Genomic DNA, 26,355 nt, shown 5'->3' with positions numbered 1-26,355 from the left:
TTGATTTTTCCCCCTGCTTGGAAAAAAGGGGGGTCGGAACAAACTACAGGCCCGTCTTCGGTGGCGGGCCCCCCCCCCCCCCCCCCCCCCGCTACTGTTTAAACACAATGAGCGCGTCACTGAACATCACAGCAGCCACCGTCGATCCTGCACTGCTCGACCTTCCGTGGGACCTTCCACTGGAGAACTGGCCGAGCGACACCATCGCGTCGCTGCCCAAGGGAATCTCCCGCCACCTCGTTCGTTTCGCCTACCTGTCCGGCTATGTCGTCGCCGTGAAGGAGACGACCACCGAGATGGCCAGGGGTGAGTACGACATGCTGCGCAACCTGCAGCGGCTCGACATTCCCTGCGTTGACCCCGTCGCCGTCATCACCGGCCGCTCCGAGAGTTCGGGGGCCTCCCTTCCGAGCGTGCTCGTCACCCGGCACCTCAAATTTTCGCTCCCGTACCGCGCACTGTTCTCGCAGACGCTCCGTCCGGATACGGCGAACCGCCTCGTCGACGCCCTAGCCGTCCTGCTCGTCCGCCTCCACATCGCCGGCTTCTTCTGGGGCGACGTTTCGCTCTCGAACACCCTGTTCCGCCGCGACGCCGGCGCCTTTGCTGCGTACCTGGTCGACGCCGAAACCGGGCAGCTCTACGACGGCGGCCTGTCGAACGGCCAGCGGGAGAACGACCTGGAGATCGCGCGGGTCAACATCGCCGGTGAGCTGATGGACCTCGAAGCGGGCGGCCGGGTAGACGACGAGCTCGACCCGATCAGCGTGTCAGACGGCATCGTCGCCGCGTACCGCTCTCTCTGGCGCGAGCTCACCGGGTCCGAATCCTTCTCCTCTGACGAGCGCTGGCGCATCAGCGAACGGGTCCAGCGACTGAACTCGCTCGGCTTCGACATCGAAGAACTGGCGATCCGAACGGACGAGAACGGCACCACCGTCCGTATCCAGCCGAAAGTTGTCGATGCCGGGCACCACCAGCGCCGGCTCCTCAGACTCACCGGCCTCGACGCGGGCGAGAACCAGGCCCGCCGCCTGCTCAACGACCTCGACTCGTACGCGGCTACGCACGGGAAGAACGACCTCGACGAAGAAATGGTCGCCCACGAGTGGGTCAGCCGCGTATTCGAGCCCGTCATCAAGTCGATCCCCCGTGAGCTCAGGGGCAAGCTCGAGCCCGCCGAGATCTTCCACCAGCTCCTCGAACACCGTTGGTTCATGTCACAGAACGAAGCGCGAAGCATCCCGCTCGCCGAAGCACTCACGTCCTACATCAACACGGTGCTCCGCCACCGGCGCGACGAAGCGACGGTGATCGCCCCGGTCACCGAGTCGATCACGTTGCCGATGCGTGCCGTCGACGACGACGACAGCGACAGCGCAAACACAAACTGGCGCGACCGGGTCTAAACCCGATCGCGCCAGCGTGGTGCGTAGTGTCGTACGCGACTACTTCTTCTTCTTCGACGCCTTTGCTGCCTGACGAAGCTTCGAGATTTCGTAGAGCGTCACCGAGGCTGCGATACCGGCGTTGAGCGACTCGGTCGCCGAGCTGATCGGAATCGAGACTATGGCGTCGCAGGTGTCGGTAACGAGGCGGGACAGGCCCTTGCCCTCGCTGCCGACGACGATAACGACGGGGCGGTCAGCGAGTTCAAGACCGGGAAGCTCCGTGTCTCCCCCGCCGTCGAGGCCGATGACGAAGACGCCGGCGGCTTTGAACGCCTTGAGCGTCTGGGTCAGGTTCGGTGCCATCGCCACGGGAGTGCGCGCAGCAGCGCCAGCGCTGGTCTTCCAGGCGGATGCCGTGAGACCGACGGACCGACGCTGCGGAACGATGACGCCGTGGCCACCGAATGCCGCGGTCGACCTGATGATCGCTCCGAGGTTCCTGGGGTCCGTGATGCCGTCGAGCGCGACGAAGAGCGGGGTCTGGCCGCGCGAGATGACCGTCTCGAGCAGGTCGTTGGGGTGCGCGTACTCGTACGGCGGGACCTTGAGCGCGAGGCCCTGGTGCACCGAGTCGAAACCGGCGAGGCGGTCGAGTTCCGGCCTCATGACCTCGAGGATCGGGATGCCGCGAGCCGTTGCGAGCGCGAGGACTTCCTTCACCCGGTCGTCGAATTCAATTCGAGTCGCCATGTAGAGCGCTGTCGCGGGGATCTTCGCCCTGAGCGCTTCGAGCACCGAGTTCCGGCCGGTGACGACCTCGAAGTCGTCTGACTGCTTGGGCTTGGGCTTGCGGATCGCCGGCCCGGTCGATGCGGGGCGTCCTCCGCCGGTCTTCGCCTGGGTCGCTGCGAGACGATCCTTCGCGAGCTTGCGCTTGCCGGCTGCGTGGTACGTGCGGTCCTCGGCCTTCGGCGTCGGACCCTTGCCCTCGAGCGAGCGTCGCCCGAGTCCACCGGTGCCCTTGGCTGGGCCCTTCTTGGCCTTGCGGAGCGCCCCGGGGCGGTTCTGCTTACTGGCTGCCATCAATACTCCAATGTGCACCCTGTTGGGTGTCTTCAATTGTGATGCCCGCGTGAGCGAGATCGTCACGGATCTGGTCGGCTGCCGCGAAGTCCCGCGAAGCCCTCTTCTGCTGGCGGCGTTCGAGCAACTGATCGACGAGCGCTGTCAGTGCGGCGTGCACCGACACATCCTGTGTTTTGGACCATTCCGGCGAGAGCGGATTGATTCCGAGGACCTCTGTCATGGCCAGAACCTGGCCTTGAGCACTCGCAGCGAGCGCGAGGTCTTCCCCGTCCAGCCAGGAGTTCCCCTGCCTTATTGTGTCATGTAATACGGCGAGTGCCTGCGGGACCGACAAATCGTCGTTCATCGCATCGGTGAACGCTTCCGGAATTTCGACAACACCGGTGCCGGCGAACCGGGTTCCGACGAGCCTGCGGCCCACCCGTTCGAGGAAGCTCTCGATCCTGTCGAGCGCAGCTTCCGCCTCCGTCAGTGCGCCGTCGTGGAAATCGATCGTCGACCGGTAGTGGGCCTGCCCCAGGTAATACCGGACAACGATGGGCCGTGCGGCGCCGAGAAGATCTGCCGCGTAGACGGAGTTGCCGAGAGACTTGGACATCTTCTGCCCGTTGATGTGGACCAGTCCGTTGTGGACCCAGTAGTTGGCGAACTCGTGACCGGCGGCCGTCGACTGCGCCAGTTCGTTCTCGTGGTGCGGGAAGCGCAGGTCGAGTCCACCGCCGTGAATGTCGAAGTTCGTACCGAGGTAGCGCGAGGCCATGGCTGAGCACTCGATGTGCCAGCCCGGCCGCCCGTCGCCCCACGGGCTCGGCCACGACGCGGATTCCGGTTCGTCGGCCTTGTGCCCCTTCCAGAGCGCGAAGTCGCGCGGATCCTTCTTGCCCCGTGGGTCGGCATCCGCCGCGGCTTCCATACTGTCGATGGACTGGCGGGTCAGCGCACCGTACGCCGGCCAGCTTCGAACGTCGAAGTAGACGTCGCCTGAGCCGTCGTCAGCGGGATACGCGTGTCCGGATTCGATGAGCGTCGCGATGAGCCGGTGCATCTCCTGGACGCTCGCCGTTGCGCGCGGTTCGTAGGTCGGCGCCTGGATGCCGAGAGCCCGGTACCCCGCGGTGAATTCCAGTTCCATCCGGTAGGCGAGCGCCCACCATTCCTCCGTCGAGGTCGCGTTGGCGAGCACCTTGTCGTCGATGTCCGTGACGTTACGGACGAGAGTGACGTCGAATCCCGAATAGTTGAGCCAGCGTCGGAGCTGGTCGTAGACGAGCGCAGACCGCAGGTGTCCGATGTGCGGCGACGATTGCACGGTTGGCCCGCACACGTACATTCCCACGGCGCCTGGGACGATCGGGACGAAGTCGCGGAGGGCCTGTGCCCGGGAATCGTAGAGTTGAAATGCCACGGCTTAAGAGTACTTGCGGGAAACGATCGCCGTTGCAATAGAGCAGATGCCCTCGCCGCGTCCGGTGAATCCGAGACCGTCTGTCGTGGTCGCCGAAAGGCTGACCGGAGCGGAGAGGATGCCGGTGAGCAGCCGCTCTGCCTCGCTGCGGCGCGGCGAAAAACGGGGACTGTTCCCGATGATCTGCACAGAGACGTTGGAGATGACGAATCCCGCTTCCGCCAGTTTCCTGGCGGTCGCCCTGAGGAAGACGTCGCCGTGCGCGCCGGCGAATTCCGGATCCGAGGTGCCGAACACCGAGCCGATGTCGCCGAGCCCAGCCGCGGAGAGGAGCGCGTCGGTGATGGCGTGGCACACCGGGTCACCGTCACTGTGCCCCGACAGGCCCCGTTCCCCCGGCCAGTGGAGTCCGGCGAGCCACAGCTCGGCGTCGTCATCGAACGCGTGCACGTCTGTGCCGATGCCGGTGCGAAGCCCCGTGCTGCCCGCTGACGATTCGAGTGCTTCCGCCCTGCGGAGATCCCAGGGAGTGGTGATCTTGAACGACAACTGGTCGCCCTCGACGATCGACACGGTATTCCCGGCGGCGGCGAACAGAGCGGCGTCGTCGGTGTGCTCCCGCTCGGCGTCAGCGTACGCCGCCGCGAGAGCGGCTCGGGGAAACGCCTGCGGGGTCTGGACGGCGCGCAGTTCTGCCCGGTCGACCGTCTCGACAACGACCTCGTCATCGTCGACCCGCTTGATGGTGTCCGTGACCGGAACTCCCGGCACGATTCCAGCCGCGGTCTGCGCGACCCCGGTGACGACAGCGTCAAAAACGCTCGCGGGCGTGAGAGCCCGGGCCGCGTCGTGAACCAGCACGATCCGTACCGAGTCGCCGAGCGCATCGAGGCCGCGGGCAACTGACTGCTGCCGCGTGGCTCCTCCGGCCACAACGCTCGCGTACAGAGCGGCAGGACCAGCGGCATCCGTCACTATCGACCGCGCTTCGTCGACCAGGTCGGCGGGGGCAACGACAACGACCTGCGCCTCGCGCTGCATCCTGAAGATGGGATCGAGTGAGCGCGCCAGGATGGTCCGGTTCCCGAGCGGCGCGAAAGCCTTCGGCCGAGCGGCACCGAGTCTCGTGCCGCTGCCCGCAGCGACCACGATGACACCAACGATGGGCGACCGATCTGGGCCGGCCTTCGGACTCGACGCGTTCGAACTCATAGTGTTCGAGCGTAGAGCACGCGCCGACCGTCCGCTCGAGGAGAGCCTGGTCTCGTGGCAGGCATCCGGCTCAGGAGGCGAGGACCTCGTCAAGGACCGTCGACGCACTGTCTTCGTCGGTCTTTTCGGCGAGGGCAAGTTCGGAGACGAGGATCTGCCGCGCCTTCGCGAGCATGCGCTTCTCCCCCGCGCTCAGTCCGCGGTCCTGATCGCGGCGCCACAGGTCGCGAACCACCTCGCTGACCTTGATCACGTCGCCCGATGCCAGTTTTTCGAGGTTCGCCTTGTACCGGCGGGACCAGTTGGTCGGTTCCTCGGTGAACGGGGCACGCAGCACGTCGAAGACGCGCTCGAGGCCCTCCTCGCCGATGACGTCGCGGACACCGACGAGGTCGACGTTCTCCGCGGGCACCTCGATCACGAGGTCGCCCTGAGTGACACGGAGCTTGAGGTAGAGCTTCTCTTCGCCTTTGACGATGCGGGTCTTCACTTCGGCGATCGTCGCCGCTCCGTGGTGGGGGTATACGACTGTTTCGCCGACCTCAAAAAGCATGAATGCCCGTCCCTTCAGCGCCCATCAGTTTATCACAGGGGCTATGCACTATGCTTCGCTCCCGACCGTGCCTCGGCCGGGTTGGCGGCTACGCTAAACTCAAGAAGTACCCCCGCACGCGAGCGCTTTCGCCCGCCTGCCCGAAGTTTTTCCTGGAGGACCTGTGAAGGCGCGATTGATCGCATCCGTAGTGTTGGCGGCAACAGTCGTGTTCGGAACGAGCGGGTGCAACCTGGTCTCCCCCCAGTCGACAACCAAGGAATACGACCCGAGCGACGGCGTCAGCGTCAATGTCGGCGATCTCCGGCTGCGTAACCTCATCGTCCTGACGGACGACGGCATCGACGGTAACCTCATCGTCACCGTGGTGAACACCGGTGGACCTCACTCGGTGTCGTTCCAGTACGGCGAAGACGACACGACAGTGAGCACCATCGTCGACGGCAACGTGAGCACAGTGTTCGGTGGGGAGAGCGAGCCGCTCGTCCTCCCGGACATCGATGCAGAGCCCGGTTCGTTCATGCCGATGTTCGTGCAGTACGGCGACGAGACGGGCAAGGAAGTCTTCGTCCCGGTGCTCGACGGCACGATCGCCCCCTACGACGAGTTCATCACCGAGGCGACGACCTCCAAGTAACCCCGGCGCCTAAGCCTCGAATCGGTACCCGAGGCCACGCACGGTCAGCAGCATTCTCGGCTCTGACGGGCTCTCTTCGATGCGCGACCTGATCCGCTTGATGTGCACGTCGAGCGTCTTCGTGTCTCCGACGTAGTCGCTGCCCCAGACGCGGTCGATGAGTTGACCGCGGGTGAGCACCCTGCCCGCGTTCCTGAGCAGCAGCTCGAGGAGTTCGAATTCCTTGAGCGGCATGGCGGTCTCGGTTCCCCTGACCTCGACGGTGTGACGCTCGACGTCCATCCTCACCGAGCCCGCTTCGAGAACCGCCTCGTCGGGCCCGGCGTCCTCTGTCGCCCTGCGACGGGTGACCGCACGAATCCGGGCGAGCAACTCGCGACTCGAGTACGGCTTCGTGACGTAGTCGTCTGCTCCGAGTTCGAGCCCGACGACGATGTCGACCTCCGAGTCCTTCGCGGTGAGCATGATGATGGGAGTCTGTGAGACCGCCCGGATTTGCCGGCATACCTCGGTCCCCGGGATCCCCGGGAGCATGAGGTCGAGGAGTACGAGATCCGGGGCGGTTTCGTGAAAAGCCCTGACGGCGGAGTGGCCGTCAGCAGCGACAGCCACGTCGTGTCCCTCTCGTTCCAGCAGGTAGGTCAGCGGTTCGCTGAGCGCTTCTTCGTCTTCAACGAGCAGGATGCGTGTCATGCGGCGTGTCCTTACTGTGGGAACCGGCGGGTCCTGATGTGCCCGCTATCGGAATCGATTCGGTGGTCGGTGTCCTGGCCGCCTCCGGCAGGCGGATGGTGAAAGTGGAACCGCGGCCGAGCTTCGACCACACCCGGACTTCGCCTCCGTGGTTCTGCACCGTGTGCTTCACGATGGAGAGGCCGAGTCCTGTGCCGCCCGTGTTGCGCGACCTGGCCTGGTCGACACGGAAGAATCGCTCGAAAACACGGTCACGGTCCTCCTCGGGGATGCCGACCCCCTGGTCCGTCACGGCAATCGAAACAACGCCAGCCGTGCGGTTCACGCCGACACCCACCCGCCCACCCGGCGGCGAGTAATTGATCGCGTTCGAGATCAGGTTCTGCACGGCAACCACGAGCAGGGCTTCGTCGCCGTACACCTGGACGCGCTTGTCTCCGCCGGCGGTGAGTGTCACGCCCGTCGCCTCAGCGGCAACGCGGCTCTGGTCGACGGCCTGTGCAACGACGCTGTCGATGTCGAGCAGTTCCGGCGAAGCGAGGGCGTCAGCCGCCTGCAACCGCGACAGGTCGATGATCTCGCGGGTGATGCGAGCGAGCCTCTCCGCTTCGGTACTCAACCTGGCGGCGAACTTCCTGACCTGCTCCGGATCATCCGCGGCTGGTTCGAGCGCTTCGGCGAGCAGGCTGACCGCCCCAATAGGAGTCTTGAGTTCGTGCGAGATATTGGCGATGAAGTCACGGCGCACCTCGTCAAGCCTCTGCGCCTCGGTGTGGTCCTGCGCGAGCAGGAGCACAAAGCGCGTGCCCAGCCGGGCACAGCGAACGTTGAGGTGCGTGCTCGCACCGCCGAACGGTCCCCTGCTGATGTCAAAGTCCCGGGTAACGGGGTCACCGTTGTCGCGGACCTCGTTCGCGAGCTGCCTGAGCTCCTCGTTAACGAGCAGTCCGTCGCGGACCAGTCCGAGTGCGAGGGCACCTGGCGATGCCTTGACCACGTTGCCGGACGGATCGACAACCACTCCCGCGCTCTCCAGAGCCTCGAGCACCTGCGAGACACCGTCGGGAACGCGGGGCGTTACAACGCTCGCAACGCGCTGGCCGCGCCTGGCGGCGACGGAGAGCACGAGGGTGAATCCGGCGCCGACGATCAGACCGAGTGCCAGTGCCGCGAGCACTAACCAGGCGGAGTACATAGGACTAGATTAGATGCACCACACCAGCCCACTTGCCGCTGGCGACGCTCGATCAGGGGATTTTGACGAGCGTTCAGCTGAGTGCCCCCAATTGTTAACCTGCGCGAGGCATGGTTGCATCCGGGCGCCGTGGCATCCGTGCGTCGATCACTGACGCACCATGAACCGAACGACGCACCTGAACTGAACGGAGAGCACATGCGCGATGTATTCCAACAGGAACTGGCCGAGGTCCAGGAACGGCTGATCGCCATTTCGGAACTCGTAGCCATTTCCATCGAGAATGCGGTGCGCGCCTTCAACGAATCGGACGTGAGCGTCGCCGAAGAGGTGATCGAGAACGATGTTCGCATCGACGAGCTCACTGTCACCCTCGATGAACTCGCCATCAACATCCTCGCGAGGCAGCAGCCCGTCGCGAGAGACCTCCGCATCGTGGTCAGCGCCCTTCGGATCAGCTCATCGCTCGAACGGATGGGCGACATGGCCGAACACATCGCCCAGCTAGCGCGCTACCGGTTCCCCGAACGCGCGGTACCCAAGGGACTCCGCTCGACCTTCGCGGAGATGGGCAGACTCGACGTTGAGATCGCCAGGAAGCTGACCGAACTGCTCCGGACGCAGGACGTTCGACTCGCCGAAGAGATCCGTAACGAGGACGACAAGATCGATGAGCTGCACGTGAGCGTTTTCGACAAGGTTCTCGGTGAGACCTGGAAAGGCAAACCGCTCGCCACCGTCGATGCGACGCTCGCGTCGCGGTACCACGAGCGGTTCGCCGACCACGCGGTATCCATCGCCAAGAAGGTTCAGTACCTCGCAACCGGTGAGTGGATCCCGGATCCCGACCTGCGCTGAGCGCCAACGGTCGCACCACGACAAAGGCTGCGCGTCACTCTCGGGGGAGAATGACGCGCAGCCTGTGTCGTTGGGGCGATGGCCCTACTTTTTGCCCTGGGCGGCAACGGCCGCTGCGCCGGCAGCGGCGGCCTCGGGGTCGAGGTACTCCGCGGGCTGGGTGGGCCTGAAGTTCTCGTCGAGCTTGTAGACGAGAGGGATCCCCGTCGGGATGTTCAGCGACGCGATGTCGTCGTCTGAGATGTTGTCGAGGTGCTTGACCAGGGCGCGAAGCGAGTTGCCGTGCGCCGTGACGAGCACGGTCTTGCCCGCCGCCAGGTCACCGGTGATGTCCGATTCCCAGTACGGAAGCATCCGGTCGATGACGTCCTTGAGGCATTCCGTCTTCGGGACCTCTCCATCGATGCCGACGTAACGCGGGTCGTTCGCCTGCGAGTACTCGTTGTCGTCGTCGATCGGGGGCGGCGGAACGTCGAATGAGCGGCGCCAGACCTGGAACTGCTCTGCGCCGTACTCGGCGAGTGTCTGGGCCTTGTCCTTGCCCTGGAGAGCGCCGTAGTGACGCTCGTTCAGGCGCCAGCTGCGCTTGACCGGGATCCACGCGCGGTCGGCAACGTCGAGAGCGATGTTCGCCGTCTGGATGGCGCGCGTGAGCACTGACGTGTACAGGACGTCAGGGGTGAGCTGGGACTCGGTGAGCAGCTCGCCGGCCCGGGTGGCTTCGGCGACGCCCTGGTCGCTCAGGCGAACGTCGACCCAGCCGGTGAACAGGTTCTTCTGGTTCCAGTCGCTGTTTCCGTGGCGAAGCAGGATGAGAGTGTATGGCAGAGACATGCTCCCACTCTATCGACAGGGGGCGATGGGCTCCATCGGTACGGGCAGACAGAGGCGGCCGCCGGGTGCCATCGGCGAACGGTCAGGGGTGCTCCTGAGAGAATGATCTAATGCCCATTGGAACCATCACCCGAGGGACGACGAACACGAATCGCCTTCGACGGGTCGACCGATTCCTGCAGACTCTCCCCGTGGTGCGCACTTCACCAGACCCCCTTATCGTCGATCTCGGCTACGGCGCGAGCGCTGTCACGAGCCTCGAACTGCACGCGCGCCTTCGCAAGGTCCGGCCGGATGTCGAGGTGCTCGGCCTCGAGATCGACAAGGAACGGGTACACAGGGCGACCAGCCAGCTCGAGTCAGTGCGACGCGGAGAAACTGGCTTCGCCACCGACGCTCGCGTGAGCTTCGCCAGGGGCGGGTTCGAAGTCCCCGTGCACGACGGGCGACGCCCCGCCGTCATCCGCGCCTTCAACGTACTGCGGCAATACGACGAGGACCAGGTGGCGGATGCCTGGGGCATGATGGTCTCTCGCCTCCAGTCGGGCGGTGTCCTGGTCGAGGGAACCTGCGATGAGATCGGGCGGATCTCGAGCTGGGTGACTGTGGCCGCGGACGGCCCCCGCTCCCTCACGATCTCACTGCGACTCGACGAACTCGACCGCCCATCCATCGTCGCCGAACGACTGCCGAAGGCCCTCATCCACCGCAACGTTCCCGGAGAGCGGATCGCTCTCCTGATGACGGAGCTCGATCGTCAGTGGCAGTACAGTGCGCCACTGTCGCCATACGGGCCGGTCCAGCGCTGGATCGCCACGGTTACCGGCCTGGCGGCCGCCGGCTGGCCAGTGCTCGGCACGCGCTCGAGGTGGCGGCTCGGCGAGCTGACTGTTCCGTGGGAGGCAGTCGCACCCAACTGAGCGGGGTCAGGGTTCGGTCAGGGACGACGGACCGCGCCGAGTCTCGGCAGCCGCGGCACATCGGCAACAGCGCCGGCGTCGGCGGGCACGATGACCTGCTGCGCTGCCGCGATCAGCTGGCCATCCTCGTCGACGCTGAGGACGGCATCCGGTTTCACCGAGCGTTTGATCACCGCGAGCGCAATCGGCCCAAGCTCGTGATGAATGGCAGCCGTTGTGACGCGCCCGACGTCGACCTGCTCGCCCGCCCGGTCCGCCCTGACCGGCGCTCCGTGCGCGGGGAGCACCGAATCGGACCCGTCGAGGTGCAGCATGACGAGCCGGCGTGGCGGGTGGCCGAGGTTATGCACCTTCGCGACGGTCTCCTGTCCGCGGTAGCAGCCCTTGGCGAGATGGACGGCGCTCCGGAGCCAGTCGAGCTCGTGCGGGATCGTTTTCTCGTCGACCTCAGTGGCGAAGCGCGGGCGCCATGCGGCAACACGAAGCGCCTCGGCGGCGAGGGTACCTGCGACCTGGTGTGAGCTCGCGACATCGCCGAGCGCCTCCCTGGCCACGAGGGCTTCCTTCCAGTTCCACTCGGCGCCGGGATGCTCGCCGTTCGCGTACTGGTGCCCGCCGGCGACGACGGCGGACCACGGATCACGCCACACCAGCGGAACCCCTGATCGGGAGGCCACTGGCAGTGTGGAGGGGACCTCGTCAGCGAGGAAACCGATCCGTGCGAGTTCGGCTGTGCGGTCGGTGATCTCCACCCTGAGCATGAACTTCATGCGGTTGAGCCAGGCGACGAGCGGCTCGACCGATTCCGGGTCAACGAGCAGCCACGCGGTCTCACCATCGTCGAGGACGCCTGCAGCGTATTCGATGTGCCCGTGTGGATCGAGGAACAGGGTCTCGCTCGATTCACCCGGCTGCAGGAACCTGAGCTCCGCTGAGGTGATGGAGTTGAGCCAGGTCAGCCGGTCAGGACCCGTCACGGAAATCACGCCGCGATTCGAGAGGTCGACGACCGCCGCCCCTGACGCAAGCCGGCGCTGCTCGATGTTCGGGTTCCCGTAGTGAGAGGGGACACCGGTGTCGATGGCTCCGGGAAGCTCGACGGCACCGTCGATGCCGAAGAACGGCGACGCCGTCATGAGTCAGCCTTGCCCAGGCGGGCGGAGGCGTGTGTTCTCAGGTCCTGGCCAAGAGCGGCGATGTCCCACGCCCAGAGCAGGTGGTTGTCGACGAGGCCGTACATCCTCGTTGCCGCCGCATATTCCTTTGCACCAGCGGTGCGCATCACGGCGTCAGTGGCGAGGTCGATCCGCGGGCCCCTGACCTGGCCGAGGTAGAGCTCGCTCACGCCACCCGGGTGAACCACCGCAGCTTCGATGTCGAAGCCGCCGTCTGAGTTGCGCAGTGTTTCGACGGATTCGGCGTTGGGATACGGGCGCTCACCGATTCCGGGCAGCATCGCCGGCCCAGGGTCACCCGGCTGTTGCAGTCGGTGCAGGCGCCAGTACCCCGACTCGGCGACCAGCGGCGTCTGCTCATCGTCGAGCAACCAGGTGTACGAGTTGTAATTGAGGTACGGCAGACCGTCGTGGCTGAAGCTCACGCGCTGCCCGAACTCGTGACTGACCGACTCATCGCCGACCGTGTAGTCGATGACGCCTGTGCCCTCCCACACGCCGATCAGCCAGGAAAGGGGTACGAGTTCAGCGGGGAGGTCGAGATTCAGTTCGATCATGATCGAGCGGGAACGTTACCGCTGGCCCCGAAACAGGTTCCACAGCACAACGACAGACGTGAACGCGATGCCCAGGCTTGCTGCGGCGAGAAGACCGACAAAGAAGAGTTCGAGCGCGACGAGATCCATGCCGACAGTCTATCCCCCGGAGACGGCGACGACGCTGAGAGCAACAGCAGTGCCGCCGATGATGACGAGGGCCCCGACGATGCTCGCCCCGAGGCGGTCGATAAACCCGACCTTGCGATGGGTCGAGAGCTGGATGGCGAAAGCAATGAGCATGCACGCGGCGAGCGCCAGCCAGAGCCAGGAAAGCCTGTAGCTCTCCGACGGCAGAAGGGCAACGGCCACCGCTCCGGCCAGGGCGACGAGCCACACAGCGGCGATGCCGCCCCAGGTGCGCGCTGGTGTCATCGGAGTATCGGTCACGCTTCCATTGTGCCCGATTCTGCGGCCGCGTGCCCCCGTGGAGGGGGTGATCACGCCATGCATGGCGCTGTCGCTAGTATTGACCCAGCTAATCACTGGAGGTCCTGCGTGGCGCAACTGTTGATTCTGACCTCACGGGTCGACAATGACGTGCTTCCCTCCCTCGGTCTGCTCTCCCACCGGGTACGTCAGATACCGGCCCAGCCGGCTCAACTCGTCAACGCGCCCGCGAGCGATCTGATCATGATCGACGCGCGAACAGACCTCGCCGGCGCCAAGTCGCTGTGCAAGATCCTGCGGACGACAGGCCTCACCGTCCCCCTCCTCATCGTCCTCACCGAGGGTGGACTCAGCGCGGTAAGCGCCGACTGGGGCGTCGACGATGTCCTCGTCGAGAACGCGGGACCTGCGGAGGTGGACGCCCGCATCAGGCTGGCCATCGGAAAACAGGCGCTCGAGCAGACCTCGACAAAGATCCAGACCTCCGGCGTCGTCATCGACGAGGCGAGTTACTCCGCCAAGGTCCAGGGCAAACCGCTGGACCTGACCTACAAGGAGTTCGAGCTCCTCAGATTCCTGGCCACGCATCCGTCACGGGTCTTCACCCGCGAGCAGTTGCTCAGCGAGGTGTGGGGCTACGACTACTTCGGTGGCACGAGGACCGTTGACGTCCACGTCCGGCGCTTGCGCGCCAAGCTGGGCGACCTCGAGCAGCTCATCGGCACCGTCCGTAACGTGGGCTACCGCTTCAACGTCTATGAGGAGGACAGTGCGCCCACCGGCACTTCGCACGCGTAGCCTCTCCGTGCCAGGGGCCCGTGCCGCGTTCGACCGCCTCGTTCGGGTGGCCGCCGCCGTCGACGGCCAGGCGCCGTTCAATGACCAGGCGCTCGTGGATGCCGAGAAGGGCACCAGGAGACTGGTCTTTATCGTGGAGCCGCAGGAATCGCCGAGCGCCGCCGAGCACCTGGTCGGGGCTGCCATCGTCGATGAGACCGAGCTGGAGCTCGTGATCGACCCGGAGTGGCGCGGGTCGGGGTACGGCACCGCCGCCGTCGCCGAACTGCTGTCCGATGCACCCGCCGGCCTGAAAGCCTGGTCCCACGGCGACCATCCTGCCGCTCGGGCGCTGGCCAGGCGGTTCGGGTTCACCCCGGTCAGGACCCTGCTGCAGTTACGGATGCCGCTCGAGGAGTCAGCGACGACCGGCACAGTATTCGAGACCTTCCGCCCAGGAACCGACGAAGACGAGTGGGTAGCTCTCAACGCCAGGATCTTCGCCCACCATCCCGAACAGGGCAGCATCTCGGTGGACGACCTCCGCGCCAGGGAAGCTGAAGAGTGGTTTGACCCTGGCGACTTCCTCATCGCTCGCGACGAGGCCGGGGCGATGATCGGTTACAACTGGCTCAAAATCGAGCAGGACCTCGGCGAGGTATACGTCATCGGAGTCGACGCACCCGGTCGCGGCCTCGGCAGGGCGCTCATGCTGGCGGGACTCGAGCGGATGCGCGCGCGTGGGTGCACGACGGCCGCTCTCTACGTTGAGGCAGACAACACACCGGCGGTCGCCCTGTATCGCTCACTCGGCTTCTCCGACCATACGGTCGACGTGCAATACCTGCTGAGCGAGCCGCGCGCGGCTCGCCACGCGGAATCCTGACTCACGGGGCGCACCCGGTGCCGCCTCTTCGCCGCAATGTGCACGGTGGTTGCTCAAGGTGACAAGATATTGCAATGGCATCAGACAGCATGGCCCAGGACTCCGGCCTCGGCTGGGACGACGACGACTTCGACCCCGCCTTCGAGCGCGACGACCCTGCCCTCCCCGAGGGCCGGTACCTCGACAGGGAGATCAGCTGGCTCGCCTTCAACCAGCGGGTGCTCGAACTCGCTGAGGACCGCTCGGTGCCGGCTCTCGAACGGGCCAACTTCCTCGCCATCTTCGCGTCGAACCTGGATGAGTTCTTCATGGTGAGGGTTGCGGGACTCAAGCGTCGCGTTCTCACCGGTCTCGCTGTCCCCACCAACATCGGCCGCGCCCCCGCAGACGTCCTCGAAGACATCTCGGAGAAGGCCCACGAGTTGCAGTTACGTCACGCTCGCGTATGGAGCGATCAAGTCAAGCCGGATCTCACGGCTGCGGGCGTCAGTGTCGTGAGCTGGGACGCCCTCAACGCAAAGGACAAGGCGGGGCTCAGCGACTACTTCTCCCAGCAGATCTTCCCGGTGCTCATGCCCCTCGCTGTGGACCCTGTGCACCCGTTCCCTTACATTTCGGGACTCTCGCTCAACCTCGCCGTCCGGGTACGGAACACCAAGACCGGACGGCAGGAATTCGCGCGGCTGAAAGTGCCTCAGATGCTGCCTCGCTTCGTGCGGGTCGACCCCTCAGCCACACTCGACGACATTCAGTTCGTTTCGCTCGAAGACCTCATCGCGAACCACCTCGGAGACCTGTTCCCCGGAATGGAGATCGTCGAGCACCACGTGTTCCGCGTGACACGCAACGAGGACGTGGAGATCGAGGAGGATGAAACCGAGAACCTCATCCAGGCCCTCGAGAAGGAGCTGCTCCGCCGTCGGTTCGGGCCGCCCATCCGCCTCGAGATCACCGAGGACATGGACGACGTCACACTCGACCTGCTTGTGCGCGAACTCGACGTGACCGAGCAGGAGGTGTACCGGCTCCCGGCGCCCCTCGACCTCGGCGGCCTGTTCAGCCTCTCGGGCATCGACCGTCCCGACCTGAGGTACCCGCCGCGAGTACCGACCACTGCGCTCGAATTCCAGCCGGCTGAACCGAACGGAAAAGCAGACATCTTCGGCGCGATCTCCCGCGGGGACGTGCTCGTGCACCACCCGTACGAGTCGTTCGCCACGAGTGTCCAGGCCTTCCTCGAGCAGGCCGCAGCTGACCCGCACGTTCTCGCCATCAAGCAGACCCTGTACCGCACCTCGGGGGACTCCCCCATCGTCGAGGCGCTCATCGACGCTGCCGAGGCCGGAAAGCAGGTTCTCGCGCTCGTCGAAATCAAGGCGCGCTTCGATGAACAGGCCAACATCTCCTGGGCCCGGAAGCTCGAGAAGGCTGGCGTGCACGTGGTCTATGGCCTCGTCGGACTCAAGACGCACTGCAAACTCGCCCTCGTCATCCGTGAAGAAAAGGGAACGCTCAAGCACTACAGCCACATCGGCACGGGAAACTACAACCCGAAGACGAGCCGGATCTATGAGGACCTCGGTCTGTTCACCGCCGACGCGCAGGTCGGCAAGGACCTCACCCGCCTGTTCAACGAGTTGTCGGGCTACGCGATCGAGAAGAAGTTCAAGAGGCTGCTCGTCGCTCCCCTTCACCTGCGCAAGGGACTGCTCAAGCACATCGAAGCCGAGCGAAGGAACGCCGAGGCCGGCAAACCGAGCGGCATCAGGATCAAGGTCAACTCGATAGTGGACGAGGCCATCATCGATGGTCTTTACCGGGCTAGCCAGGCGGGTGTTCCCGTCGACATCTGGGTGCGCGGCATTTGCAGCCTCCGGCCGGGGTACCCGGGCATGAGCGAGAACATGCGTGTTCGCTCCATCCTGGGCCGGTTCCTCGAGCACTCCCGCATCTTCTCGTTCGTCAACGACGGCGATCCCCACGTCTTCATCGGCAGCGCCGACATGATGCACCGCAACCTCGACCGTCGCGTCGAGGCACTGGTGCGCCTCACGTCTCCGGCACACCTCGCGGAGATCGAGGGACTGTTCGACGTCGCCATGGACGACAAGACCTCATCGTGGCACCTCGACTCCGACGGTCAGTGGGAGCGTCACAGTGTCGGCGAAAATGGCGAGGCACTCGTCGACCTGCAGGACAGACTGATGCTGAAGACCAGCCTGCGCCGTCGGCAGAGGAGCCGCAGGTGACGAGCGCCGTCTACGCCGCCGGCGCCGTGTGCTGGCGGCTCATCGACGGCAGGATCCACATTCTCGTCATTCACCGCACGAAGTACGCCGACGTGACCCTGCCCAAGGGCAAGGTCGACCCTGGCGAGTCACTGCCCCAGACGGCGGTGCGGGAAATCCGCGAGGAGACCGGCCTCGCCGTCACTCTCGGCGTCCCGCTCGGAGTCTCCGCTTACACGCTCGCGAGCGGCAAGGAGAAAGTCGTCCACTACTGGGCGAGCGAGGTGACGGATGCCGCGGTGCTCGCGTCGACCTTCGTCCCGAACGGGGAGGTCGCTGCACTCGAGTGGGTCACGATCAGGCGGGCCAGGAACTACCTGAGTTACGACCGCGATGTGGAGATCATCGACACCTTCGCGACACTCGTCGACGAGGGCGTGACCTCAACCTTCGCGCTGATCGCACTGAGGCACGGCAAAGCTGTGTCGCCATCGTCCTGGGACGGACCGGATGCCAGCCGCCCGCTCACCCCACGTGGCGTCGAGCAGGCGAACGAGATCGTCGGCACGCTTCGTGCTTTCGGGGTACGGCGCATCGTGTCGAGCACTGCGGTGCGCTGCGCAACAACGGTCGCTCCCCTCGCGGCGGCAACCGGGATCGAGGTGCGGCGCACCGACCTGATCAGCCAGGATGCCTATGAATCGGGAGAGTCTGACGTCCGCAAGGTCGTCGGCAAGCGGGTCCGTTCGGGCAAGACCGCTGTGCTCTGCAGTCACGGCCCCGTGCTCCCGGACATCCTCCGCGAAATCGCGCTGGCGACCGGAAGCGTCACCGGTTCATACCTCTCGAGCGCTGCCGGCCTGTCCACCGGGGCTTTCAGCGTCGTGCATCTCTCGGCGAGTAACCCGAGCTCGGGAATCATCTCGATCGAAACACACGAACCCCGCGCATGAGCGCCGGGTTGGAAAGCGGTCGTTAACCTTCCGTTCACCGCGATGAGGGACGCTCGTAAGGCCACACACCTAACGTCACCTGTGGGCCCGACGGGCCCGTCCCGTAATCACTATGAATGGACACATCTCCGTGAAGTTCTCGAAGGTCGGCCGCATCGCGGTCATCGCAGCAGTGGCAACTCTCACCCTTTCATCCTGTGCGGCCAATGAAAGGGCTGACAGCGCAGGCAGTTCAGACAGCACACTTTCCGGCGAACTCGTCGGTATCGGCGCCTCCAGCCAGGGAAGCGCACAGGAAGCGTGGATCGCGGGTTTCCAGACGGCTCACCCCGAGGTCACGGTCAACTACGACCCGCAGGGCTCCGGCGCCGGCCGGGAGAACTTCATCTCTGGCGCAGCCGCCTTCGCCGGGTCTGACTCGCTCCTGAGCGATGAGGAGCTTGAGGGAGACTTCGAGAGTTGCGAACCGGGAACCAAGGCAATCGACCTTCCCGTGTACATCTCACCCATCGCCGTGATCTTCAACGTCGACGGAGTGGATGAGCTCAACCTCGATTCAGACACACTCGCGAAAATCTTCTCCGGAGAGATCACCAGCTGGGATGACCCGGCAATCGCCGCGCTGAACCCCGACGCAACGCTTCCGTCCGCGCCGATCACAGCGGTGCACCGTTCGGATGACTCTGGCACGACAAAGAACTTCGCCGACTACCTCAACAAGACGGCGCCAGAGGCATGGACCGCCGAGCCGAGCGACACCTTCCCGTTCAAGACCGGTGAGGGTGCCCAGGGCACATCGGGTGTAGTCGACGCCGTCTCAAACGGATCGAACACCATTGGGTACGCGGACGCGTCGAAGGCGGGCGACCTGGACACCGCGAAGATCAAGGTCGGCGACGAATTCGTTGAGTACACAGCGGATGCCGCTGCAGCGGTCGTCGAGGGATCACCGATGGTCGAGGGCCGTGAGGCAAACGACATCGCGATCGAGCTCGACCGCGAGACGACGGACCCGAGCCACTACCCGCTCGTCCTCGTCAGCTACGCGATCGCCTGCCAGGAGTACGCTGACCCCGACGACGCTGAACTCGTCAAGGAGTACCTCACGTACATCGCCGGAGAAGACGGCCAGCAGGTCGCCGTCGAGGCCGCCGGTGCTGCGCCGCTCTCGAGCGAACTGAGCGACAAGGTCAAGACGGCCATCGAATCCATCAAGTAAACAGCTCTCTGATCTGTCCGCCATGCCCGCCCGGGCATGGCGGACAGGCCGGGCAAGGTAAAGACGAAGGCACATGACCACTACAGCGCAGCCACCGACAACACCGGTGAAGCCAGCCAGTCCCGGTGAGCCCGAAGCCCCGGCCCGTCCGCCGAAGCCCGTCCAGCGGCGGGGCGACCGAATCTTCAGCGGTTCAACACTCACGGCAGGAATTGTCATTCTTGTCACGCTCGCGGCCGTCGCGATCTTCCTCGTCGCGCAGAGCCTCCCCGCGTTCACCGCAGGCGAAGACGACATCAAGGGCGACGCCACCAACTTCCTGTCCTACGTCTGGCCGCTCGTCTTCGGCACCGTCTGGGCTGCGTTCCTCGCGCTCGTCATCGCGGTGCCGCTGTCGATCATGGTCGCGTTGTTCATTACCCATTACGCTCCTCGCCGGCTCGCGCAGAGCCTCGGTTACGTCATCGACCTGCTCGCCGCAGTGCCGAGCGTCGTCTACGGCCTGTGGGGCATCGGGGTCCTCGCCCCGGCGGTGCAACCGGTGTACAGCTGGCTCGTGACCAACATGGGCTGGTTCCCGCTCTTCGCCGGGCCCGTTTCCGGCACAGGTCGCACGATCCTCACCGTCGGGATCGTCCTCGCCGTCATGATCCTCCCGATCATCACGTCGCTGTCCCGGGAAATCTTCCTTCAGACGCCGAAACTCCACGAGGAAGCCGCACTCGCGCTGGGTGCGACGCGCTGGGAGATGATCACCATCGCCGTCCTCCCCTTCGGGCGGCCCGGCATCGTCTCGGCGTCCATGCTCGGTCTCGGCCGAGCGCTCGGCGAGACCATGGCCGTTGCGATGGTCCTCTCCCCCAGCCTCATCATCAGTCTCGTCCTTCTGCAGTCGCAGAACCCGACGACGATCGCCGCGAACATCGCCCTCAACTTCCCCGAAGCCCACGGCGTCGGCGTGAATATCCTCATTGCGAGCGGCCTGATCCTCTTCGCGATCACCTTCGTCGTCAACTTCATCTCGCGTGCGATCGTTGATCGTCGCAAGGCATTCTCCGGAGCGAACTGATGGCCATCACACAGGCGCCGATGTCGAGCGCTCTCAAGGCGGGCAAGCTCAACCGGTTCACGCCGCTGTACGTCATCCTGGGCGCGCTCGGGATCTCCGTCGCTGTCTTCGCGATCCTCGGCGCGCCGAACATCGCCGGCATCCTCATTGTCACCGCGGTGATCTTCGTCGTGACCTACTGGCTGCTCTCGCTGTTCGTCGAAGGCGCCAGGAAGGCAACGGACCGGCTGATGACGAGCCTCGTCGTCATCGCCTTCCTGATCGCGCTCATCCCCCTGATTTCCGTCGCCGTCACAACGGTGACCAACGGTTCGGCACGGTTCGACCTCGATTTCTTCACGATGTCGATGCGGAACGTCGTCGGCGAAGGCGGCGGCGCGCTCCACGCGATCGTCGGCACCCTTCTCATCACGCTCGCGACGAGCATCATCTCGGTGCCGATCGGCATCCTCACCGCCATCTACCTCGTCGAGTACGGCCGCGGAAAACTCGCCAAATGGATCACTTTCCTCGTCGACGTGATGACCGGCATCCCGTCGATCGTTGCCGGCCTCTTCGCCTACGCACTTCTGGTCATCTTCTTCGGTGAGGGCGTGCGCCTCGGCATCGGCGGCGCCATCGCACTGAGCGTGCTGATGATCCCCGTCATCGTGCGATCGACCGAAGAAATGCTGAAGCTCGTTCCCAACGAACTCCGTGAGGCGTCGTACGCACTCGGGGTGCCCAAGTACCTGACGATCCTCAAGGTGGTCCTCCCCACGTCGCTCGCCGGCATCGTCACCGGCGTCATGCTCTCGGTCGCCCGCGTGATCGGTGAGACCGCGCCACTGCTCATCATCGCCGGGTACACGCAGAGCATGAACTACAACCTCTTCGACGGCCGGATGATGGCGCTCCCGACATTCGTCTACAACTCGTACGCCCAGCAGGGTACCGACGCGCAGGCGTACATCGACAGGGCCTGGACCGGGGCGCTCACTCTCATCCTGATCGTGATGGCGCTCAACCTCATCGCCAGGCTCGTCGCGAACATCTTCTCGCCCAAACTGGGCCGCTAGCCTCAACCCGAAGGAATACCGTGTCAAAGCGCATCGAGGTCAAGGACCTCAAGGTCTACTACTCCAGCTTCCTGGCGGTCGAAGACATCTCACTGACGATCGAACCGCGCACAGTGACCGCGTTCATCGGGCCGAGCGGTTGCGGGAAGTCGACCTTCCTGCGCACCCTCAACCGGATGCACGAGGTGATCCCCGGCGCCCGCGTCGAGGGCGAGGTCCTCATCGACGGCGACAACCTCTATGCACCGGGCGTCGATCCCGTGCTGGTCCGCCGCCAGGTGGGCATGGTCTTCCAGCGCCCAAACCCGTTCCCGACGATGTCGATTCGCGACAACGTCCTCGCCGGTGTGAAGCTCAACAACCGCAAGATCTCGAAGTCGGATGCCGACGACCTCGTTGAGAAGTCGCTGCGGGGTGCGAACCTCTGGAACGAGGTCAAGGACCGGCTGGAGAAGCCAGGGTCGAGCATCTCTGGCGGCCAGCAGCAGCGGTTGTGCATCGCCCGCGCCATCGCTGTGTCACCGGACGTGCTGCTGATGGACGAGCCATGCTCGGCGCTCGACCCGATCTCGACCCTCGCCATCGAGGACCTGATCGAGGAGCTCAAGAACGAGTACACGATCGTCATCGTCACCCACAACATGCAGCAGGCATCGCGGGTGTCCGACCGCACGGCGTTCTTCAACATCGCGGGTACCGGCAAGCCGGGCAAGCTCATCGAGTACGACGACACCAACACGATCTTCACCCAGCCGAGCGTCCAGGCCACCGAGGACTACGTCTCCGGCCGGTTCGGCTAAGCGGTTTTCGGCCGCCCAGGCCGCGACAGCTGCACTTCCATGCCCGCGCTGCAGAAGTATCTGCAGCGCGGGCATGGATGTGTAGCGCGCGGGTGCGGACCGCGCCCGGATCAGGTCGTGTGGATGACGATGAGCGGGTCGGTGGTCGGCTGCTCTGAGCCGCCCGCCGGTTCTACCGTCACGCCGACGGCATCCCCCGCGGCCATGGACCCCTCAAGCACACGCCAGCTCTCACCGGCACGATGGGTGTTGAAGACACCTGCTGAGACCGGGCCGTCTTCGCCGATGTACCAGAGCTCGTAGGTTTTGTCCTCTGGCAGGCTCGCGAGTCCGTCGACGATGAACACCGACTGGGCGAGGGCGCCAGACCACACGAGCGTCGCCGTGACCTGTTTCTCGTCGGTGATATTCGTGAGCCTGATCGTTTCGCGCGCCACGTCGGGTTGCGCTTCGATGTGCGCGAGCCTGAGCGCTTCGGGCAGCCCGTTGCCGTTATTGAGGGCGCTCGTGAGTGCGTTGGCGCCGAGGAAGACCGCGACGAGGGCAACGGCAGCTGCGAGAGCGGCAGCGGGTCGTGAGTACCATCGGGACCGTGCTTTCTGCTCGGCCTTCGAGGGTCGCGCGGACTGACCCGCCGACGGGGTGGTGCTCGTCGCCGGAGTCACAGGAGTCGACGCCGGTCGCTGAACCGGCTGGTCAGCATCGACCGCGCGCCCAGGCGCTGTCGTCACCGCTGGGGCCCGGTCATCCGCCGGCAGCTGCGGCAAAGTCGCGATACTCGCCATGATGCTTGCCTTGAGCGAGGCGGGGGGTTCGACTCCCGTCGCGAGGAGGTCAACTGTCGCTTCGAAACCGACGACATCGGCCTGCGTCTCGGCCGAAGAGGCAAGGTGCTCCTCGAACCGTGCGGTGTCGTCGACGTCGAGCGCACCAAGGGCGTAGAGCGCTGCGAGCGAGGAGTCGTCGGACGGCTCGTCGACGGTGAGGTCGTCGTTGTTACTCGTGTCGTCGTTCACAGTGCCACCCCCAATTCCTCTCGCAGTCTGATCATCCCATCCCGTATCCGCGTTTTGACCGTTCCCAGCGGAACGCCGAGCCGCTCAGCCACTTCGGCCTGCGACAGGCCTCCGTGGTACGCCAGGCTGATCGCCTGGCGCTGAATGTCGCTCAGCGTCTGCAATGCACGATCGACCCGCTCGGATTCGAGTTTCAGTTCAACATCCTCTGAGACGCTGTCGTAGTCAACCTTCTGATCCCGGATGCCGATTCGGACATCCCGGTCCCGACCAGCCTGCGACGCACGCACACGGTCGACAGCCCTGCGGTGCGCCATGGTCAGGATCCAACCGCGTGCTCCACCCTTATTCGGAGCGAAACGGGTAGCGGTTTGCCAGATCTCGAGAAAGATCTCCTGGGTGACTTCCTCGGCCTGGGCGCGATCAACCAGGATCCGCTGGACGAGGCCGAATACGCGAGGCGCGTACAGATCGTAAAGCTGGGAGAACGCGTCCTGGCTCCCGCCGGCGACGCGGGTGAGCAGAAGCGTCGACCGATCATCGCCGGAGATCTCCGTCGATACCACTTCCGCTTCTTCTGGCACGTTTCCAAGCTTCTCACACGGGCTGTCACATGACAGCGACCGGGCCGCAGAACGCCTCTCGGCGTGAGGCCGCTCAGAGCGGCGAATATTGGAGCCCGGGGTTACTGCGGCCCGGCCATGCACCAGTCTACCCAAAGGTAAACGAAAAGGCTTCGATCCCGGCGCCCACCTTGACATCGAGGGTGCCGGTCTCTACGTCGCTGGTCTCGACCAGGAGATATGAGGTCGGCGTTCCGGTGACCTCGATGACTTTCGTCTTCCCGTTCACGTCGAGCGTCACACTGCCTTCACCCGCGAGAACCATCCGCACCTCACTCGCCGTGTAGTTCAGCCGCACCGAGGCGTCAGCGCCGATGGGGGTGACACTCTGTGTTCCGACATCCCACGCACCGGATAACGCGAAGGCGTCCTTCGGGAGCTCGTCCGGGAACCGATACTCCCGCTGCCCCTTCGTGTACTTCTCCTCACCGGCGAAGTTCACTTTCTTGGTCGACCCCAGGTACGTCTCCGGCGTCGTCGCACCGCTGTCCGGGGTGTCATCGGCGACGTCCGTTGCCGCCGGCAGTGTGACATCCGCGTTGGCACTCGTCAGGAGCTCCCTGATGTGCTTTTCCGTCGTTTCATAGCCGCCCTCGCCCAGTTTGATGTGGCGCACTGTGCCGTCCGCATCGATGAGATAGGAGGCTGGCCAATAGCGGTTGCGGTAGTTCGTCCACGTCGACAGGTTGTTGTCGATGGCGACCGGGTAGTCGATGCCGAAGTTCTTCGCCCCAGCCTGAACGTTGTTGACCTCTTTTTCGAAGGCGTACTCGGGCGCGTGGACGCCGATGACCTCGAGCCCGGCCTCGCGGTACGCGTCGTACCAGGACGTGACGTGGGGCAGGGAACGCTGGCAGTTGATGCAGGAGTATGCCCAGAAGTCGACGAGGACCACCTTGCCCCTCAACTGCTCGAGTGAAACGGCCGCGTTGTCTTTGGTGTTGAACCACTCGGAGATTCCGGTGAGCTCGGGGGCTGTGCCGCAGCTCTCGAGTTCAGCGCCGCCGTTCGAGCACTTATCCAGGTCGCGGTTCTCGTCGGTCACAATGCCGCCGAGGTTGAGGGCCTCCTGGACCTCATCCGACTCGTTGATCTGATTCTGGATGGCGCTCGTGTAGTCGGGAACGAGACGTTGCAGCAGCTGCGGAACGTTGAACACGAGCCCGATCGCCAGGGCGATCATGACGATGCCGCCGGTGAGACGGATGGCCGACTGGTGCTTGCGGAAGGTTTTGACCCGCTCGCCGACCCGACGGCCAGCGAGCGCGAAGACGAGGAGCGGGATCGCTGCACCGATCGCGAACGAGAGGGTCAGGACGACGGTGTCCGCACCGATTTGTCCGGTTGACCCTGCGACGGTGATGGCGGCGAGCACGGGGCCGGCGCACGGCACGTAAACGGCACCAAGGGCGATGCCGAGGCCGAACCCCGACCGGTCCGTTCCCACGTTCTTCTGCGGGATCTTCGAGAACGGCTTCTCGAGAATGTGCTGGAACTTCGGCACGATGAGGCCGACGCCGATGAGCACGAGGACGACGATGCCCGCCCAGCGAAGGAAGTCCTGCGGGAGGTTGAGGAGCGCGAGCAGGAGCGATCCGAGCAGTGTGAAGAGGCTGAAACTGACAACGAGTCCCGCGATGACCAGGTAGGGACGGAGGGACTGTGCCCGCGCGAGCACCTTTCCTTTCTCGTCGGTCGGTCTGGCGCCCTGGACGCCGCCAGACAGGAAGATGACCGGCAGGACGGGAAGGATGCAGGGCGAAATACCCGTGATCAATCCGCCGAGCAGGCCGATGAGGGCGAGCGTGAACATGGTGCCTCCGTAAGTGGTTGAAGGCTCTTCGGAGCGGGGGTCGAATCCGATTGGAGTGGCCGGTGACACCGGCGCTGATCGGGCCGAATCAGTGCGGCCCGGAACTTTTTTGGGAATCTTCCAAACCCTTTGGGCATCCGGCTCCGAATGAACCTTCACAGCCGCACAGCACGTGGCATGGGGGTCGGGACACTCGGCCACAACTGAAGGAGAACCAACTCATGAAAACCAAGCGCAACACACTCGCAGCACTGTCACTGTTGGCCATCACGGCCTTCGGACTGACCGCCTGTTCCTCGAGCATGGAGCAGGAGCCGGCCACCGACTCTGGCGGATCAGAGTCGAGCGAGTCGGCCGAGCCGATGGAGGAAATGGATCCAGCGGCGAACCTCGTCGGCGCCGGCTGTGCCGACTACGCGGAAATGGTTCCCGAGGGCGCAGGTTCGGTCGTCGGCATGAGCCAGGACCCCGTCGCCGTCGCAGCCGGCAACAACCCGCTCCTCACCACGCTGACCGCGGCTGTTTCCGGCCAGCTCAACCCCGATGTGAACCTCGTCGACACGCTCAACGGCGACGAGTTCACGGTGTTCGCTCCGGTCGATGACGCCTTTGCGATGATCGACCCGGCAACCATCGAGACACTCAAGACCGACTCGGCGATGCTCACCTCCATCCTGACCTACCACGTCGTTCCCGGCCAGGTCGCTCCCGACGAGATCGCGGGCGAGTGGGAGACCGTGCAGGGCGGAATGGTTGAGGTCACCGGCGAGGGCGACGAGCTCATGGTCAATGACGCATCGGTGATTTGCGGTGGAGTTCAGACCGCCAACGCGACCGTGTACCTCATCGACACGGTCCTGATGCCGCCGGCCGAGTAGGCGAATCCGCGGTCTTCTGACCGCACCCACAGACGAAAGACCCGCTGCTCACCCGAGGCAGCGGGTCTTTCCTGTGCCCGGCAGCACACC

Annotated in this window: 26 protein-coding genes; 13 read left to right on the top strand and 13 right to left on the bottom strand. The window is 64.8% G+C overall.

Going from position 1 to position 26,355, the window contains the following annotated elements:
• The first annotated feature begins 107 nt into the window (after positions 1 to 107).
• Positions 108 to 1,409 carry a DUF4032 domain-containing protein gene (locus AC1C2M_RS01150; protein WP_483404762.1) on the top strand — a complete coding sequence of 434 codons (1,302 nt, stop codon included), beginning with the start codon at positions 108 to 110 and terminating at the stop codon, positions 1,407 to 1,409.
• 39 nt (positions 1,410 to 1,448) lie between these two features.
• On the opposite strand, the gene rlmB is transcribed toward AC1C2M_RS01150, so the two are convergent.
• The 4 genes from rlmB to AC1C2M_RS01130 all read right to left on the bottom strand — a co-directional run bounded on the left by rlmB (position 1,449) and on the right by AC1C2M_RS01130 (position 5,647).
• Positions 1,449 to 2,474, bottom strand: a complete 1,026-nt coding sequence (rlmB, locus tag AC1C2M_RS01145) for a 23S rRNA (guanosine(2251)-2'-O)-methyltransferase RlmB (protein WP_483404763.1) — start codon at positions 2,472 to 2,474, stop codon at positions 1,449 to 1,451.
• A complete protein-coding gene (gene cysS / locus AC1C2M_RS01140) occupies positions 2,461 to 3,882 on the bottom strand; it encodes a cysteine--tRNA ligase (RefSeq protein ID WP_483404764.1) in 1,422 nt (473 codons plus the stop codon). Before cysS ends, rlmB begins: the two co-directional genes overlap by 14 nt.
• 3 nt (positions 3,883 to 3,885) lie before the next feature.
• The gene (gene ispD, locus AC1C2M_RS01135; RefSeq protein WP_495434342.1) at positions 3,886 to 5,094 is read right to left on the bottom strand and encodes a 2-C-methyl-D-erythritol 4-phosphate cytidylyltransferase; all 1,209 of its coding nucleotides are present in this window, start codon (positions 5,092 to 5,094) and stop codon (positions 3,886 to 3,888) included.
• A 70-nt stretch (positions 5,095 to 5,164) separates the two neighbouring features.
• Positions 5,165 to 5,647, bottom strand: coding sequence for a CarD family transcriptional regulator (locus tag AC1C2M_RS01130; protein ID WP_483404766.1), 483 nt, complete (start codon positions 5,645 to 5,647; stop codon positions 5,165 to 5,167).
• A 163-nt stretch (positions 5,648 to 5,810) separates the two neighbouring features.
• Here AC1C2M_RS01130 and AC1C2M_RS01125 point away from each other — a divergent pair, with 163 nt between their 5' ends.
• Positions 5,811 to 6,284 carry a hypothetical protein gene (locus AC1C2M_RS01125; RefSeq protein ID WP_483404767.1) on the top strand — a complete coding sequence of 158 codons (474 nt, stop codon included), beginning with the start codon at positions 5,811 to 5,813 and terminating at the stop codon, positions 6,282 to 6,284.
• A gap of 9 nt (positions 6,285 to 6,293) precedes the next feature.
• On the opposite strand, the gene AC1C2M_RS01120 is transcribed toward AC1C2M_RS01125, so the two are convergent.
• Both AC1C2M_RS01120 and AC1C2M_RS01115 read right to left on the bottom strand, forming a co-directional pair.
• A complete protein-coding gene (locus AC1C2M_RS01120) occupies positions 6,294 to 6,977 on the bottom strand; it encodes a response regulator (protein ID WP_483404768.1) in 684 nt (227 codons plus the stop codon).
• Positions 6,955 to 8,172 carry a sensor histidine kinase gene (locus tag AC1C2M_RS01115; RefSeq protein WP_483404769.1) on the bottom strand — a complete coding sequence of 406 codons (1,218 nt, stop codon included), beginning with the start codon at positions 8,170 to 8,172 and terminating at the stop codon, positions 6,955 to 6,957. The genes AC1C2M_RS01120 and AC1C2M_RS01115 overlap by 23 nt, the downstream gene beginning before the upstream one ends.
• A gap of 198 nt (positions 8,173 to 8,370) precedes the next feature.
• On the opposite strand from AC1C2M_RS01115, the gene phoU reads away from it, so the two are divergent.
• Positions 8,371 to 9,030, top strand: a complete 660-nt coding sequence (gene phoU / locus AC1C2M_RS01110; protein ID WP_483404770.1) for a phosphate signaling complex protein PhoU — start codon at positions 8,371 to 8,373, stop codon at positions 9,028 to 9,030.
• Positions 9,031 to 9,114: 84 nt separating this feature from the next.
• Here phoU and AC1C2M_RS01105 read toward each other — a convergent pair whose 3' ends face one another.
• Positions 9,115 to 9,864 (bottom strand): phosphoglyceromutase, encoded by a 750-nt coding sequence (locus tag AC1C2M_RS01105; RefSeq protein WP_483404771.1) that lies wholly within the window; start codon positions 9,862 to 9,864, stop codon positions 9,115 to 9,117.
• A gap of 110 nt (positions 9,865 to 9,974) precedes the next feature.
• Between AC1C2M_RS01105 and AC1C2M_RS01100 the strand changes: the two genes are divergently transcribed.
• Positions 9,975 to 10,784: a class I SAM-dependent methyltransferase gene (locus AC1C2M_RS01100; protein ID WP_483404772.1), complete on the top strand. Its 810-nt coding sequence runs from the start codon at positions 9,975 to 9,977 to the stop codon at positions 10,782 to 10,784.
• 17 nt (positions 10,785 to 10,801) lie between these two features.
• On the opposite strand, the gene ygfZ is transcribed toward AC1C2M_RS01100, so the two are convergent.
• From ygfZ to AC1C2M_RS01085, 3 genes are all read right to left on the bottom strand, one after another.
• Positions 10,802 to 11,920: a CAF17-like 4Fe-4S cluster assembly/insertion protein YgfZ gene (ygfZ, locus tag AC1C2M_RS01095; protein WP_483404773.1), complete on the bottom strand. Its 1,119-nt coding sequence runs from the start codon at positions 11,918 to 11,920 to the stop codon at positions 10,802 to 10,804.
• The gene (locus AC1C2M_RS01090) at positions 11,917 to 12,516 is read right to left on the bottom strand and encodes a nitrobindin family protein (protein WP_483404774.1); all 600 of its coding nucleotides are present in this window, start codon (positions 12,514 to 12,516) and stop codon (positions 11,917 to 11,919) included. Before AC1C2M_RS01090 ends, ygfZ begins: the two co-directional genes overlap by 4 nt.
• Positions 12,517 to 12,654: 138 nt before the next feature.
• Positions 12,655 to 12,945: a hypothetical protein gene (locus AC1C2M_RS01085; RefSeq protein WP_483404775.1), complete on the bottom strand. Its 291-nt coding sequence runs from the start codon at positions 12,943 to 12,945 to the stop codon at positions 12,655 to 12,657.
• A 108-nt stretch (positions 12,946 to 13,053) separates the two neighbouring features.
• Between AC1C2M_RS01085 and AC1C2M_RS01080 the strand changes: the two genes are divergently transcribed.
• The 8 genes from AC1C2M_RS01080 to pstB all read left to right on the top strand — a co-directional run bounded on the left by AC1C2M_RS01080 (position 13,054) and on the right by pstB (position 21,935).
• On the top strand, positions 13,054 to 13,743 hold the full coding sequence (locus tag AC1C2M_RS01080; RefSeq protein ID WP_483404776.1) for a response regulator transcription factor: 690 nt from the start codon (positions 13,054 to 13,056) through the stop codon (positions 13,741 to 13,743).
• Positions 13,744 to 13,750: 7 nt separating this feature from the next.
• Complete coding sequence (gene mshD / locus AC1C2M_RS01075) at positions 13,751 to 14,608, top strand: mycothiol synthase (protein WP_483404777.1); 858 nt, start codon at positions 13,751 to 13,753, stop codon at positions 14,606 to 14,608.
• A gap of 74 nt (positions 14,609 to 14,682) precedes the next feature.
• A complete protein-coding gene (locus tag AC1C2M_RS01070; protein WP_483404778.1) occupies positions 14,683 to 16,857 on the top strand; it encodes an RNA degradosome polyphosphate kinase in 2,175 nt (724 codons plus the stop codon).
• Positions 16,854 to 17,789, top strand: a complete 936-nt coding sequence (locus AC1C2M_RS01065) for an NUDIX hydrolase (protein WP_483404779.1) — start codon at positions 16,854 to 16,856, stop codon at positions 17,787 to 17,789. The genes AC1C2M_RS01070 and AC1C2M_RS01065 overlap by 4 nt, the downstream gene beginning before the upstream one ends.
• 130 nt (positions 17,790 to 17,919) lie before the next feature.
• A complete protein-coding gene (pstS, locus tag AC1C2M_RS01060) occupies positions 17,920 to 19,008 on the top strand; it encodes a phosphate ABC transporter substrate-binding protein PstS (RefSeq protein WP_483404982.1) in 1,089 nt (362 codons plus the stop codon).
• A gap of 73 nt (positions 19,009 to 19,081) precedes the next feature.
• Entirely contained in the window at positions 19,082 to 20,077 is a 996-nt protein-coding gene (gene pstC / locus AC1C2M_RS01055) for a phosphate ABC transporter permease subunit PstC (protein ID WP_483404780.1), read from the top strand.
• Positions 20,077 to 21,135: a phosphate ABC transporter permease PstA gene (pstA, locus tag AC1C2M_RS01050; protein ID WP_495434955.1), complete on the top strand. Its 1,059-nt coding sequence runs from the start codon at positions 20,077 to 20,079 to the stop codon at positions 21,133 to 21,135. Before pstC ends, pstA begins: the two co-directional genes overlap by 1 nt.
• A gap of 20 nt (positions 21,136 to 21,155) precedes the next feature.
• Positions 21,156 to 21,935 (top strand): phosphate ABC transporter ATP-binding protein PstB, encoded by a 780-nt coding sequence (gene pstB / locus AC1C2M_RS01045; RefSeq protein ID WP_108391659.1) that lies wholly within the window; start codon positions 21,156 to 21,158, stop codon positions 21,933 to 21,935.
• 110 nt (positions 21,936 to 22,045) lie between these two features.
• Here the strand turns inward: pstB and AC1C2M_RS01040 are convergent, their stop codons facing one another.
• The 3 genes from AC1C2M_RS01040 to AC1C2M_RS01030 all read right to left on the bottom strand — a co-directional run bounded on the left by AC1C2M_RS01040 (position 22,046) and on the right by AC1C2M_RS01030 (position 25,387).
• Positions 22,046 to 22,951, bottom strand: a complete 906-nt coding sequence (locus AC1C2M_RS01040; protein WP_495434954.1) for an anti-sigma factor — start codon at positions 22,949 to 22,951, stop codon at positions 22,046 to 22,048.
• On the bottom strand, positions 22,948 to 23,535 hold the full coding sequence (gene sigK / locus AC1C2M_RS01035; protein ID WP_483404783.1) for an ECF RNA polymerase sigma factor SigK: 588 nt from the start codon (positions 23,533 to 23,535) through the stop codon (positions 22,948 to 22,950). The genes AC1C2M_RS01040 and sigK overlap by 4 nt, the downstream gene beginning before the upstream one ends.
• Positions 23,536 to 23,662: 127 nt before the next feature.
• On the bottom strand, positions 23,663 to 25,387 hold the full coding sequence (locus tag AC1C2M_RS01030) for a cytochrome c biogenesis protein DipZ (protein ID WP_495434334.1): 1,725 nt from the start codon (positions 25,385 to 25,387) through the stop codon (positions 23,663 to 23,665).
• A gap of 221 nt (positions 25,388 to 25,608) precedes the next feature.
• Here AC1C2M_RS01030 and AC1C2M_RS01025 point away from each other — a divergent pair, with 221 nt between their 5' ends.
• Entirely contained in the window at positions 25,609 to 26,265 is a 657-nt protein-coding gene (locus tag AC1C2M_RS01025; RefSeq protein ID WP_483404785.1) for a fasciclin domain-containing protein, read from the top strand.
• Positions 26,266 to 26,355: the final 90 nt, after the last annotated feature.

The organism is Mycetocola sp. Y444, from assembly GCF_059445295.1.
Note: the sequence above shows the minus strand (reverse complement) of the source record. Positions and strands in the feature narration are given on the sequence as shown.

Bases quoted from the DNA above. Each gene is read 5' to 3' on its own strand.
- AC1C2M_RS01150 (WP_483404762.1), top strand. From the start codon at position 108: ATGAGCGCGTCACTGAACATCACAGCAGCCACCGTCGATCCTGCACTG.
- rlmB (WP_483404763.1), bottom strand. From the start codon at position 2,474: ATGGCAGCCAGTAAGCAGAACCGCCCCGGGGCGCTCCGCAAGGCCAAG.
- ispD (WP_495434342.1), bottom strand. From the start codon at position 5,094: ATGAGTTCGAACGCGTCGAGTCCGAAGGCCGGCCCAGATCGGTCGCCC.
- AC1C2M_RS01130 (WP_483404766.1), bottom strand. From the start codon at position 5,647: ATGCTTTTTGAGGTCGGCGAAACAGTCGTATACCCCCACCACGGAGCG.
- AC1C2M_RS01120 (WP_483404768.1), bottom strand. From the start codon at position 6,977: ATGACACGCATCCTGCTCGTTGAAGACGAAGAAGCGCTCAGCGAACCG.
- AC1C2M_RS01115 (WP_483404769.1), bottom strand. From the start codon at position 8,172: ATGTACTCCGCCTGGTTAGTGCTCGCGGCACTGGCACTCGGTCTGATC.
- phoU (WP_483404770.1), top strand. From the start codon at position 8,371: ATGCGCGATGTATTCCAACAGGAACTGGCCGAGGTCCAGGAACGGCTG.
- AC1C2M_RS01105 (WP_483404771.1), bottom strand. From the start codon at position 9,864: ATGTCTCTGCCATACACTCTCATCCTGCTTCGCCACGGAAACAGCGAC.
- AC1C2M_RS01100 (WP_483404772.1), top strand. From the start codon at position 9,975: ATGCCCATTGGAACCATCACCCGAGGGACGACGAACACGAATCGCCTT.
- ygfZ (WP_483404773.1), bottom strand. From the start codon at position 11,920: ATGACGGCGTCGCCGTTCTTCGGCATCGACGGTGCCGTCGAGCTTCCC.
- AC1C2M_RS01090 (WP_483404774.1), bottom strand. From the start codon at position 12,516: ATGATCGAACTGAATCTCGACCTCCCCGCTGAACTCGTACCCCTTTCC.
- AC1C2M_RS01070 (WP_483404778.1), top strand. From the start codon at position 14,683: ATGGCATCAGACAGCATGGCCCAGGACTCCGGCCTCGGCTGGGACGAC.
- pstC (WP_483404780.1), top strand. From the start codon at position 19,082: ATGACCACTACAGCGCAGCCACCGACAACACCGGTGAAGCCAGCCAGT.
- pstA (WP_495434955.1), top strand. From the start codon at position 20,077: ATGGCCATCACACAGGCGCCGATGTCGAGCGCTCTCAAGGCGGGCAAG.
- AC1C2M_RS01030 (WP_495434334.1), bottom strand. From the start codon at position 25,387: ATGTTCACGCTCGCCCTCATCGGCCTGCTCGGCGGATTGATCACGGGT.
- AC1C2M_RS01025 (WP_483404785.1), top strand. From the start codon at position 25,609: ATGAAAACCAAGCGCAACACACTCGCAGCACTGTCACTGTTGGCCATC.